The sequence below is a fragment of the Bacteroides sp. genome, from assembly GCF_028690125.1.
In the GTDB taxonomy this organism is placed as follows: Bacteria; Bacteroidota; Bacteroidia; order Bacteroidales; family Bacteroidaceae; genus Bacteroides.
The window spans coordinates 228,398-241,233 of record NZ_JAQVBV010000001.1; the positions used below are offsets into that span (position 1 = coordinate 228,398).

9 protein-coding genes are annotated in these 12,836 nt (G+C 39.6%); 8 read left to right on the top strand and 1 reads right to left on the bottom strand.

Going from position 1 to position 12,836, the window contains the following annotated elements; all coding sequences use genetic code 11:
* Nucleotides 1–336 precede the first annotated feature (336 nt).
* The 4 genes from dtd (at nucleotide 337) to PHO71_RS00910 (ending at nucleotide 3,167) form a co-directional block, all read left to right on the top strand.
* Entirely contained in the window at nucleotides 337–789 is a 453-nt protein-coding gene (dtd, locus tag PHO71_RS00895; RefSeq protein WP_300197525.1) for a D-aminoacyl-tRNA deacylase, read from the top strand.
* 67 nt (nucleotides 790–856) lie between these two features.
* Nucleotides 857–1,195, top strand: a complete 339-nt coding sequence (locus PHO71_RS00900) for a nucleotide pyrophosphohydrolase (protein ID WP_300197527.1) — start codon at nucleotides 857–859, stop codon at nucleotides 1,193–1,195.
* Nucleotides 1,182–2,084 (top strand): deoxyribose-phosphate aldolase, encoded by a 903-nt coding sequence (deoC, locus tag PHO71_RS00905; RefSeq protein ID WP_300197530.1) that lies wholly within the window; start codon nucleotides 1,182–1,184, stop codon nucleotides 2,082–2,084. Before PHO71_RS00900 ends, deoC begins: the two co-directional genes overlap by 14 nt.
* Nucleotides 2,085–2,486: 402 nt before the next feature.
* Nucleotides 2,487–3,167, top strand: coding sequence for a DUF1266 domain-containing protein (locus PHO71_RS00910; RefSeq protein ID WP_300197533.1), 681 nt, complete (start codon nucleotides 2,487–2,489; stop codon nucleotides 3,165–3,167).
* Here the strand turns inward: PHO71_RS00910 and PHO71_RS00915 are convergent, their stop codons facing one another.
* Nucleotides 3,168–4,142, bottom strand: a complete 975-nt coding sequence (locus PHO71_RS00915; RefSeq protein WP_300197536.1) for a polyprenyl synthetase family protein — start codon at nucleotides 4,140–4,142, stop codon at nucleotides 3,168–3,170.
* Nucleotides 4,143–4,229: 87 nt separating this feature from the next.
* On the opposite strand from PHO71_RS00915, the gene polA reads away from it, so the two are divergent.
* The 4 genes from polA to PHO71_RS00935 all read left to right on the top strand — a co-directional run bounded on the left by polA (nucleotide 4,230) and on the right by PHO71_RS00935 (nucleotide 12,828).
* Nucleotides 4,230–7,070 (top strand): DNA polymerase I, encoded by a 2,841-nt coding sequence (polA, locus tag PHO71_RS00920; protein WP_300197539.1) that lies wholly within the window; start codon nucleotides 4,230–4,232, stop codon nucleotides 7,068–7,070.
* Nucleotides 7,071–7,675: 605 nt separating this feature from the next.
* Complete coding sequence (gene epsC / locus PHO71_RS00925) at nucleotides 7,676–8,578, top strand: serine O-acetyltransferase EpsC (protein WP_300197956.1); 903 nt, start codon at nucleotides 7,676–7,678, stop codon at nucleotides 8,576–8,578.
* 15 nt (nucleotides 8,579–8,593) lie between these two features.
* A complete protein-coding gene (locus PHO71_RS00930) occupies nucleotides 8,594–10,255 on the top strand; it encodes a THUMP domain-containing protein (protein WP_300197542.1) in 1,662 nt (553 codons plus the stop codon).
* A 434-nt stretch (nucleotides 10,256–10,689) separates the two neighbouring features.
* Nucleotides 10,690–12,828 carry a DPP IV N-terminal domain-containing protein gene (locus PHO71_RS00935; protein WP_300197545.1) on the top strand — a complete coding sequence of 713 codons (2,139 nt, stop codon included), beginning with the start codon at nucleotides 10,690–10,692 and terminating at the stop codon, nucleotides 12,826–12,828.
* Nucleotides 12,829–12,836 lie beyond the last annotated feature (8 nt).

Consider the following 12,836-nt stretch of genomic DNA (forward strand, 5'->3'; position numbering starts at 1 on the left):
TCAGAAAGCGCTAGTTGATCATATAACTTTACATCATTAGACGTGGATTACACGAAACAGAATGTTTTAGTTCATCAAAAAGCCCTTAAATCGTGCAATCTGCGCCCAAAATTCATTATTCCCAAATTTATTGCATACACTAATTATGACAACACACTTACACCTTAAAATTAGTTTATAATATCTCTTATCCATATATATACCAATTTCAATTCGATTTCGTCTATCAAATTCTTATATCAAACTGGTAGCTTGAAAATATTATTTTTCTAATTCCATCATTTTATCTTTCGAAATTTGTAAATTTGCCTTTCGTAAACCTAACAAAAAGTATCAATGAGAATAGTAATTCAACGTGTCAGTCATGCCTCAGTAACCATTGATGGAGATTGCAAGTCATCTATCGGCAAAGGAATGCTGATTTTAGTTGGGATTGAAGAAGCTGACGGCCAGGAAGACATTGACTGGCTCTGCAAAAAGATAGTCAATCTGCGTATCTTTGACGATGAAAATGGCATCATGAACAGATCTATTCTCGAAGATAGAGGTGAAATTTTAGTTATCAGCCAGTTTACTTTACACGCTTCTACCAAAAAAGGAAACCGTCCTTCGTATATCAAAGCTGCCAAACCTGAGATCTCTATCCCACTCTACGAACAGTTCTGCAAAGATCTGAGCAATGCTTTAGGAAAAGAGATTGGCACAGGTACTTTTGGGGCTGATATGAAAGTTGAACTTTTAAATAATGGTCCTGTTACTATATGTATGGATACCAAAAATAAAGAATAGAATCAACTATTAATAGAAAGAGCTCATTTCTCTCTATCAATGATTCAACTATATAAACCACTACATTATGACCCTTGAAGAAGCTCAAAAACAAGTAGACCAATGGATAAAAACATATGGCGTCCGCTACTTTAGCGAATTAACCAATATGGCAGTTCTGACCGAAGAGGTAGGAGAACTGGCACGCGTCATGGCTCGAAAATATGGTGATCAATCCTTCAAAAAAGGCGAAAAAGACAACATTGATGAGGAAATAGCCGATGTTTTATGGGTGCTATTGTGTATTGCCAATCAAACTGGCGTCGATATCACAGATGCCTTTCGGAAAAGCCTTGAAAAGAAAACAAAGAGAGACAATAAAAGACATATTAATAATCCAAAACTGAATGATCATGGAAGAGAATAACTCACAACCTAGCAAGTATGAAACCGCTCTGGCGAAATACAATACAAACCTGAACGATGCAGATATACAAGCTCGTGTAGCTAATTTGATTGAAAAAAAAGTGCCGGAAAACAACACTGAAGAGGTCAAAAAACTTCTGTTCAACTGTATTGATCTGACCACACTAAACAGTACAGACAGCGACGAAAGCGTCATGCACTTTACTGAAAAAGTCAATCAGTTTGATAATGAGTTTCCTGATCTAAAGAATGTGGCAGCAATCTGTGTATATCCCAATTTTGCGGGTATCGTCAAAAACACATTGGAAGTAGATAGTGTCAGTATAGCCTGTGTATCAGGGGGATTCCCTTCCTCTCAGACTTTTATTGAAGTGAAAATTGCAGAAACTGCATTAGCTATTGCCGACGGTGCAGATGAAATTGACATCGTAATTTCTATAGGCGAATTCCTAAGTGGCGACTACGAAACAATGTGCGAAGAAATCCAAGAACTAAAAGAGACTTGCAAAGAGCATCACCTTAAAGTAATTCTCGAAACAGGTGCATTGAAAAACGCATCTAATATCAAAAAAGCTTCTATCCTATCCATGTATTCAGGTGCAGATTTCATCAAGACATCAACTGGGAAACAACAACCTGCTGCTACCCCGGAAGCTGCTTATGTGATGTGCGAAGCTATTAAAGAATACTATCAGAAAACGGGTAATAAGATCGGATTTAAACCTGCTGGAGGTATCAATACTGTAAACGATGCACTCATTTATTACACTATCGTCAAAGAAATACTTGGCGAAGAATGGTTGAATAACCATCTTTTCCGTTTAGGAACAAGCCGATTAGCCAATCTTCTGCTTTCGGACATTAAAGGAGAAGAGATTAAATTCTTCTAAAAACTACATTAAAAATAGAACTACCGCACTCTTTCGTATTCATGACGAAAGCTGTGCGGTATTTTTTATTAATAAAAAATAAAGTTACTAATAAACTTATTTGTTTTTTTTACTATCTTTGTAATACATTTAGTTACTGCATAAATAGATAACTATTTGAATTAGAGAACGTTTTATTTATTACCTACTCCTGGAATTCGGCAAAATCCTAAGTTATGAACGGTAATAAGCAAACGGGTCTCACGCACCTTCACGTATACATTTTTGTTATATATCGAACGGAGCGTGGGACTGTTGCTTGTATCGTCATAACGGCTTGCCGAAGCCCCAGGAAAGATATCAAGTGACAGTTCTCACGCTTTTCAGTAAAATCTATACCCTATTATAATAAGAAGTATATTGATGAAAATGCATTTAAAAACCTTACGATTTAACTATAATCCCTTAAATCTGATTCTCAATGCAAAGAGAAAACAAGGATTACGTATCGGCTATATGCAAGCCATACTCGAAAACTTTTGCCTTAACAGCATAGAAACAGGAGTTCCCCAACAAGAAGTCATCAAGCTACTCGCCAATAAATTCAATTGTATCGACTCAAACTCCACTTACAGCCTACTTGAATTTCTAATTAATGAAGGTGATAGAATATCTTATGCAATACAAACCCCCTTTCTACTATCAACAGACAATCTGAATGAGTTCGAAAAGATTATTCGCGATCGCTTTTTTGGAGTAGAACGATTCGTTCAACAGGGAAAAAACCTATATAACTTCGTAAAATATGCAGAGGAAAGAAGAGATCCGATCATATGGTTAAATGACCTGGAAAGAGGAATTATCGGATGCGACATGGGCTTATTAGTCACCATCGCCCGTGCAGCACACGAGAGCGGATATATCTCCAGAGAAGAGGCATGGGAATACATCGAACAAGCAAATACATTGTGCAATGATATTCTTCACACACCAGAAGAGGTAGATAAAAGCTGCCTTATAGGAAGAGCTATAAAATCTGATAGAATAGAGGACTGGGAACAATTAATTTTGTGTTATTCACTATTGAAAAAATACAGGAAATAATCATTTCTCACGATCAACCACATAATCCAGATAAGCTGCCAAAGCAGTCCGCACTCCGGAATCGGGCAATGAGGACAACAATTTAAGAGCTTTCTGCTTATAATTGTTCATTGTCTCAACGGCATATTCAATTCCCCCGTTTTCCTTGGTAAATGCAATTAAAGAAGCAATTTCTTCCATGCTGGCCGTTCCTTCTTTCACTTTGAATGCTATCTCACGTATCCGTGTATCTTGAGTTTCATTTAACACATACAGAGCAGGCAAAGTAAGTTTCCCTTCAAGCATATCATTCCCCGTCGGTTTACCTATCTCTTTACTATCAAAGTAATCAAAAATATCGTCTTTAATCTGGAAACATATACCGATATATTCGCCTAATAAACGAGCGAATTCAGTCTCCTTCTCCCCTACTTCTACCGAATAAGCCGCCGCTTTTGTACAAGCAGCGAAAAGAGCTGCCGTCTTCTTACGGATTACATCAAAATAAACCTTTTCAGAGAAGCTGAGATTACTGACATTAGACAACTGAAGCAATTCTCCTTCAGCAAGGTCCTGCCCCAGTGAAGATACAACTTGAATGATATCATGACTTTTCGTAAGTCCGGCATGAACCAGACTGGTAGCCAACAGATAGTCTCCTGTCAATACCGACACTTTATTATTAAATACAGCATTTACCGAAAGCTGCCCCCGGCGCTCAGTACTTTCATCTACTACATCATCGTGCACCAGACTAGCTGTATGAAGAAGTTCTAAAGACACAGCTGCATGAAGAGTACCGGGACGTATTTCACCATAAAGACGTGCAACTAAAAGGACTAGAATTGGACGCATCATCTTACCATTCCTCTGACGTATATAAGCTATTACACTATCGAGCAATGCATTTGAACTTGAGAGAGAACCATTAAAAAGGTTTCTGAAATCCTCAAGTTCATTCGTAATTGGTTTTTTGATGTTAGTGATACTATCCATTCACACACAATTTGAGCACAAATGTAATAATAAAACGCTTAATACGGTATTTTTTTGTACTTTTACCATGAAAAATTAATTAAATCTATGGAGTCAGACAATAAATTATTTCTTTTAGACGCTTATGCACTGATATATCGAGCATATTATGCCTTTATTAAAAACCCTAGGATCAATTCCAAAGGATTCAATACTTCAGCTATCCTCGGATTTGTCAATACCCTTGAGGAAGTACTGAAAAAAGAGAATCCTAGTCATATAGGAGTAGCCTTTGATCCTTCCGGCCCCACTTTCCGTCACGAAGCCTTCGAGCAATACAAGGCACAACGCGAGGAGACCCCGGAAGCCATAAGACTCTCCGTACCTATTATAAAAGATATTATTCGTGCTTATCACATACCTATCCTCGAAGTTGCAGGTTATGAAGCCGACGACGTGATCGGAACCCTTGCCACCGAAGCCGGGAAACAAGGTATCACCACCTATATGATGACTCCAGATAAGGATTATGGTCAGTTAGTGACCGACCACGTATTCATGTATCGTCCTAAACACACTGGTGGTTTCGAGGTTATGGGCAGCGAAGAAGTAAAAGCTAAGTTCGACATTCAATCTCCCGCCCAGGTAATTGATATGCTCGGTTTGATGGGTGACTCATCGGATAATATTCCGGGATGCCCAGGAGTCGGAGAAAAAACTGCTCAAAAACTAATTGCCGAATTTGGTAGTATCGAAAATCTATTGGAGAATACTGACCAACTGAAAGGAGCAGTAAAAACAAAAGTAGAAACCAATCGGGAACTAATTACTTTCTCAAAGTTTTTGGCGACTATCAAAATTGATGTTCCTATCCAACTTGAGATGGATTCTCTTATTCGCGAAAATGCAGATGAGAGTTCGCTTCGTCAGATTTTTGAAGAACTGGAATTTAGAACACTCATCGACCGTGTTCTAAAAAAAGAGAACTTTGGAAATGAATCTTCCAATGGAAATAAAACGGCAAGCAAAAGAGCCCTCTCTCCTCTCCCTCTTTTTCCGGATGAAGAAGGACTTGTACAAGGCGATTTGTTTGCAAATTTTGCGGGCAAAGGGACAGACGACTCAAAAAAAACAAATCTAGACACGTTAGAAACACTAGATTGCGAATATCAACTCATTGATACAGAAGAGAAAAGAGGCAAAATCATTCAAAAGTTACTTACATCCAAAATTCTCTCGTTAGATACAGAAACCACAGGAACCGAACCGATGGATGCCGAATTGGTTGGAATAAGTTTCTCCATCGAAGAAAATCAAGCATTTTATGTACCGGTTCCTTCAGAACGTGAAGAAGCGTTAAAAATAGTCAATGAGTTTCGCTCGGTTTACGAAAATGAAAATTCATTGAAAATTGGACAGAATATTAAGTATGACATGATCGTTCTTCAAAATTATGGAGTAGAAGTAAAAGGCCCACTCTTCGATACAATGATCGCCCATTATGTTCTTCAACCGGAACTGCGACACGGGATGGATTACCTGGCAGAAATTTATCTCCATTATCAGACTATCCATATTGATGAGCTCATTGGTCCCAGAGGAAAGAATCAGAAAAATATGCGCGATCTGGATCCTAAGGAAGTTTACCGTTATGCCTGCGAAGATGCAGATGTGACATTGAAGCTAAAGAACATTTTGGAAAAAGAATTGAAAGCAAATGATGCCGAACGTTTATTCTATGATATTGAAATGCCTCTCGTACCTGTACTAGTCAATATTGAACGCAATGGAGTACTGCTGGATACAGAAGCACTGAAACAGTCGTCCGCCCATTTCACAGTTCAAATGCAAAAGATTGAGCAAGAAATTTATCAACTGGCAGAAGAATCATTCAACATTGCTTCTCCAAAGCAAGTCGGAGAAGTATTGTTTGACAAATTAAAGATTATAGAGAAAGCCAAGAAAACCAAGACGGGTCAATACATAACTTCGGAAGAAGTATTAGAAAGTCTGCGCCACAAACATCCGATAGTAGAAAAGATTCTTGAACACCGTGGGTTGAAGAAGTTATTGGGAACATATATAGATGCTCTCCCCCAGCTTATCAATCCTCGCACGGGACGAGTACATACATCTTTCAACCAAACTGTCACTTCTACCGGACGCCTCAGTTCAAGTAATCCGAATCTACAAAACATCCCGATCCGCGATGAAAATGGAAAAGAAATCCGTAAAGCATTCATTCCTGACGAAGGAAGTCTCTTCTTTTCTGCTGACTACTCACAAATTGAGTTACGTATCATGGCACACCTGAGTGAAGACAAGAACATGATTGATGCTTTTCTTAGTAATTATGATATTCATGCTGCTACAGCCGCCAAGATTTATAAAATTGACTTGAAAGATGTAGATTCCGATATGCGCCGCAAAGCTAAGACTGCCAATTTCGGTATTATTTATGGCATATCCGTATTTGGCCTTGCCGAACGAATGAATGTAGACCGCAAAGAAGCTAAAGAACTAATCGATGGCTATTTCGAGACATATTCGGGAGTGAAGACTTACATGGATAAAAGCATACAAGTAGCTCGTGAAAAAGGTTATGTGGAAACAATCTTCCATCGAAAACGTTTCTTGCCGGAGATCAATTCACGTAATGCTGTCGTCCGCGGTTATGCAGAACGCAATGCTATCAACGCACCTATTCAGGGTAGTGCTGCCGATATTATAAAAGTAGCTATGGCGCGTATTTACGAACGATTCCGGGCAGAAGCATTACAGGCAAAGATGATTCTACAAGTACATGATGAATTGAACTTCAGCGTCCCCATGAATGAAAAGGAACGGGTAGAAGAAATCGTTATCGAAGAAATGGAAAATGCTTATCGCATGCATGTACCTTTAAAAGCAGACTGCGGATGGGGAAAAAATTGGCTCGAAGCTCATTAAAACCCCGTATTGAAAGCAGATCCAAGAAGTAAAAGTAAGGCTAGAACAAGCAATAACATTATTTAACTCGATACTCAGAAAGCAAGAGAAATGAATATTTATGCAACTTAATGCTATATTCTATATCCGGCAAGTTACTGCCGGATATTTTTTTACTATCTATTTTAGCAAAAAGCAAGTTATCACAATCGACCTTTCATTACAATTTGACAATATTTTATTCCACAAATACTGCTATATCAAATTTATATATACCTTTGCAGCAGTAAAACAGATAGATTAGTAAACAAAAGAAAGGATTGTACCACTAAATATCTAATCTGGAGCTACAATATACACTTTGTATTTTTTCCTCTGAATAAGAGTAAGATAGACCTAAACAAATCTATATATAACAAAACTCTCTCATTCTAATATTCTAACAAATAGAGGACGCCGTTTCTGCTGAAGAAATGGCGTTTTCACATTTTAAGAGAGTTAAGTACTAAGTAACAGGAAATTAAATGACTGATGAAATGGATTTAATTTATTCTGAATATCAATGATATTAATCATTTTTTTAATACCTTTGTACCCTTATCATATAAAAAATGAGCACTGACCTAATGAGTCCACTGAACTTTACCCACATTTTGACACAGGCAGTCGATGAGCTATCGGAAAGCGAATCTTACAAAGGACTGTTTCATCAACATAAAGATGGCGAGCCTCTCCCCTCTGCTAAAGTCTTGTATGAGATTATCGAACTTTCACGCTCCATCCTTTTTCCAGGATATTACGGTAATTCCACAATCAACAGTCGTACAGTCAATTATCACATCGGTGTGAATATTGAAAAGTTATTCGATCTGCTTTCAGAGCAAATCTTGGCGGGACTGTGTTTTGGAACGGCCGAAGGTAAGTGCAATACGTGTTCCGACTCAAAGAGAGAGGAAGCTGCCCGTTTGGCTGCTAAGTTTATCAGTAAATTACCCGTCATGAGAAAGATTTTGGCAACGGATGTGGAAGCTGCTTACAATGGTGACCCTGCGGCTGAAAGCTATGGTGAAGTAATCTGTTGCTATCCTGCCATTAAAGCAATCAGTAATTACCGCATTGCACATGAATTATTGGAGCTGGGCGTTCCGTTGATTCCCCGCATCATCACAGAAATGGCTCATAGCGAAACAGGTATAGACATCCATCCGGGCGCCAAGATAGGCAGTCATTTCACAATTGACCACGGAACAGGTGTCGTAATTGGTGCCACAAGTATTATCGGAAATAATGTCAAACTGTATCAAGGTGTAACCTTAGGAGCCAAAAGTTTTCCATTGGATGCGGACGGAAAACCGATCAAAGGAATTCCCCGTCACCCAATATTGGAGGATAATGTCATTGTTTATTCCAATGCCACTATCTTGGGAAGAATCACCATAGGAAAAGATGCCACTGTAGGAGGTAATATCTGGGTTACAGAGAATGTTCCGGCAGGTGCAAAAATAGTACAGACTAAAGCAAAGAAATAAATCAAATTACAATATATGAGCGAACAATTCGAGATCATTGCAAAGACTTTCCAGGGATTGGAAGAAATACTTGCAGAAGAACTGACAACATTAGGAGCCAACGACATTCAGATAGGACGCCGGATGGTTGCATTCACAGGAGACAAACGTATGATGTATAAGGCAAATTTCTGCCTTCGTACTGCCATCCGAATCCTGAAACCAATCAAGCATTTCGCTGCTAAGGACGCCGATGAGGTATACAGTCAGATACAAGAGATTCCTTGGGAGGAATATCTGGATCCCGACAAGACTTTTGCTATAGATTCAGTAGTGTTCAGTGAAGAGTTTCGCCATTCAAAGTTCGTTTCATACAAAGTAAAAGATGCCATTGTGGATTATTTCCGTGAGAAAACGGGAAAACGTCCTTCGGTGCGTATCAACAATCCGGATGTACTTTTGAATATTCATATTGCACAGACTACTTGTACGTTGTCATTAGACTCATCAGGTGAATCACTTCACCGACGCGGATACCGTCAGGAAGCTGTAGAAGCTCCATTGAACGAAGTATTGGCAGCAGGTATGGTTCTGATGACCGGATGGCGTGGTGAATGCGACCTAATCGATCCGATGTGTGGTTCGGGTACTATTCCAATCGAAGCAGCACTGATTGCAAGAAACATTGCTCCGGGAGTCTTCCGTAAAGGATTCGCTTTCGAGAAATGGGTAGACTTTGATGCAGATATGTTCGATGAAATTTACAACGATGACAGTCAGGAACGTGAATTCGATTATAAGATCTACGGTTATGACAATAGTCCGAAGGCTAATGAGATTGCAACTCACAATATAAAAGCTGCGGGTGTATCCAAAGATGTAGTGCTGAAGTTACAGCCGTTCCAACAATTTGAGCAACCAAAAGAGAAGTCAATCATCATCACAAATCCTCCTTATGGAGAGCGTATTTCTACCAATGACTTGCTTGGATTGTATCAGATGATTGGTGAACGACTGAAACATGCTTTTGTTGGGAATGAGGCATGGGTACTCTCCTACCGTGAAGAATGCTTCGACCAGATAGGTCTGAAAGCAAGTCAGAAAGTGCCCTTATTCAATGGTGCATTGGAATGCGAATTTCGGAAATATGAAATCTTTGACGGTAAATATAAAGAGTTTAAGAGCCAGGAAACCCAAGAAGGGGTAGAAGGAGAAGAAAAGAAAGAAGGTGAAGACAGTTATACTCCAAGATTCAAAGAATTCAAACCTAGAGAAAGGGAATATAAGCCACGTAGAGAAGGGGATTCGAGGCCGAGACGTGAAGGAGAATTCAAATCGCGTGAGGGTGAATCCAGGCCAAGACGCGAAGGGGATTTTAAACCACGTAGTGAGGGTGAATCCAGGCCAAGACGTGAAGGAGATTTCAAACCACGCAGAGAGGGTGAATCCAGGCCAAGACGCGAAGGAGATTTCAAACCACGTAGAGAGGGTGAATCCAGACCAAGACGTGAAGGAGATTTCAAACCACGTAGTGAGGGTGAATCCAGGCCAAGGCGAGAAGGTGGTTTCAGACAACAGGACGACAAAGATAGAAAACCACGGGGAGAGTTTCGTGAAAGAAGGGATAGAGATCCGAGAGCGCCAAGGGAGTTTAGAGGAAACAGAGAGCCTAGGATTGAGAAGAAGGAAGAAGATTAGTAGAAATAAAATAAGGCGATCCGATAAGTCTGTAAACCCTATCATTCTGTTATTTATAACGTAGTGAAGAATCTTTTCTTTGAAACAGTCAAGAGCAGATTCTTCCACAAGTTCAGAATAACAGAGTAAAATGATAGTATACAATCACTTTACGGACAGCCAGAAGTGATAAATAATATAAGATCACAAATTGTGACTTCATGCTCAAATAACAATCATCTTAACAGATAACGGTTAAACTGGAGCCGGAAGAATCGAAACTACAAATTGAATATTCCGAAGGAGACATATCATCCTACAGAGATAGTTACAAAAAATAATATGATGAATTATTCTCTGCTTTTGCCAAATAAAGTGCAGCTGCTCAATTAAAAGACAGCTTCTCTGGCAGAAGAGTAGAAATAAAAGGATTTAAAAAAAGAAAGAAAAAGACAATGAATAAAATTGGGAAAAGAACCATCTTATTTTTGATGGCACTGCCAATGGTAATCAATGTTATGGCACAAGAAATGAAGATGCTGACGCTGGAAGATTTAATTCCGGGCGGCGAAACGTATCGATATGCGGACAACTTATACGGTCTGCAATGGTGGGGAGATGAATGTATCAAACCCGGCATTGATACGATTTATACAATTCAGCCCCAGACGGGAAAAGAAGTAATGCTTGTCACTCGTGAGCAAATCAACAAGAGCCTCGAAGAGAATAATTTAGGAAAGCTATCTCACTTATATTCTGTCAGTTTCCCGTGGGCAGGCAAGTCACATATACTTCTGACTTTACCGGGGAAATATATCGTATACAATTTTAAAACTAACCAGATTGTAAATACGCTCAAGCTGAAAGAAAAAGCAAGCAATCTAGATTATTGTATAGCCGGCGAAAAAGTGGCTTACACCATCGGAAACAATTTATACGTGAACGACCAGGCAGTAACCAATGAACCCGAAGGAATCGTTTGTGGGCAATCAGTACACCGCAATGAGTTCGGTATCGAAAAAGGTACATTCTGGAGTCCGAAAGGAAACCTGCTTGCTTTCTACCATATGGATGAAAGCATGGTCACACAATATCCCCTTGTAGACATCACAGCACGTGTGGCAGAAGTAAATAATATCCGTTATCCGATGGCAGGAATGACAAGTCACCAGGTAAAAATAGGTATCTATAATCCGGAAACCAAGAAAAGTATCTATTTGAACGCAGGTGATCCTACCGACCGGTATTTCACGAATATCAGTTGGTCGCCCGATGAAAAAAGTATTTATCTTATCGAATTGAACCGTGACCAGAATCACGCCAAACTTTGTCAATACAATGCAGAAACGGGAGATTTGGTAAAGGTTCTGTTTGAAGAAACTCACCCGAAATATGTAGAGCCACAACATCCAATCACTTTTCTACCCTGGGACGATAGCAAATTCATTTATCAAAGCCAAAGAGATGGTTTTAATCATCTTTATCTGTACAATACTGAGGGCAAACTACTGAAACAACTCACTAAAGGAAACTGGCTAGTAAGTGATCTGGCGGGCTTCAATACAAAAAAGAAAGAAGTGATATTCACAGCCATAGAAGGATTGAAAAGCGGACATTTCACTGTTAATGTCAGCAATGGAAAAATAAATCAACCATTCGATACTTGCAAAGAAAGTCAGCGTAACGGACTGCTCAATGCTTCAGGCACTTACCTCATCGATATATCTTCTGCCAAAGATGAAGCGCGCAATATCGATATAGTCGATACCAAAAATTTCAAAAGCACTAACCTGCTTCGATCCAAAAATCCGTACGAAGGTTATCAGATGCCTACCCTCGAAACCGGAACAATCAAAGCAGCCGATGGTACTACCGATCTTCACTATCGATTAATGAAGCCTGCGGATTTCGATCCGAACAAGAAATATCCCGTCATCGTTTACGTCTATGGCGGTCCTCACGCACAATGCGTCACCGGTGGATGGTTGAATGGTGCCCGTGGATGGGATATCTACATGGCAAACAAAGGTTACATCATGTTTACTATCGACAACCGGGGAAGTTCAAACCGGGGACTGGAATTCGAAAATGCGACTTTCCGTCATCTGGGAATTGAAGAAGGCAAAGACCAGGTAAAAGGAATCGAGTACCTGAAATCTCTTCCCTATGTAGACGATAACCGCATCGGCGTACATGGATGGAGCTTCGGAGGACATATGACGACCGCTCTCCTACTTCGCTATCCGGAGATATTCAAAGTAGGCGTAGCCGGAGGCCCCGTTATCGATTGGGGATATTACGAAATAATGTATGGTGAACGCTATATGGACACACCTCAAAGCAATCCGGAAGGATACAAAGAGTGTAATCTTAAAAACCTTGCAGAACAACTGAAAGGACACCTTCTTATCATTCATGACGATCACGATGATACTTGTGTGCCACAGCATACACTTTCGTTTATGAAAGCCTGTGTAGATGCCCGCACCTATCCCGATTTGTTCATCTATCCGTGCCACAAGCACAATGTTTCAGGTCGCGACCGCATACATTTACACGAGAAAATTACCAGATATTTTGAAGAACATTTATAATACCTACT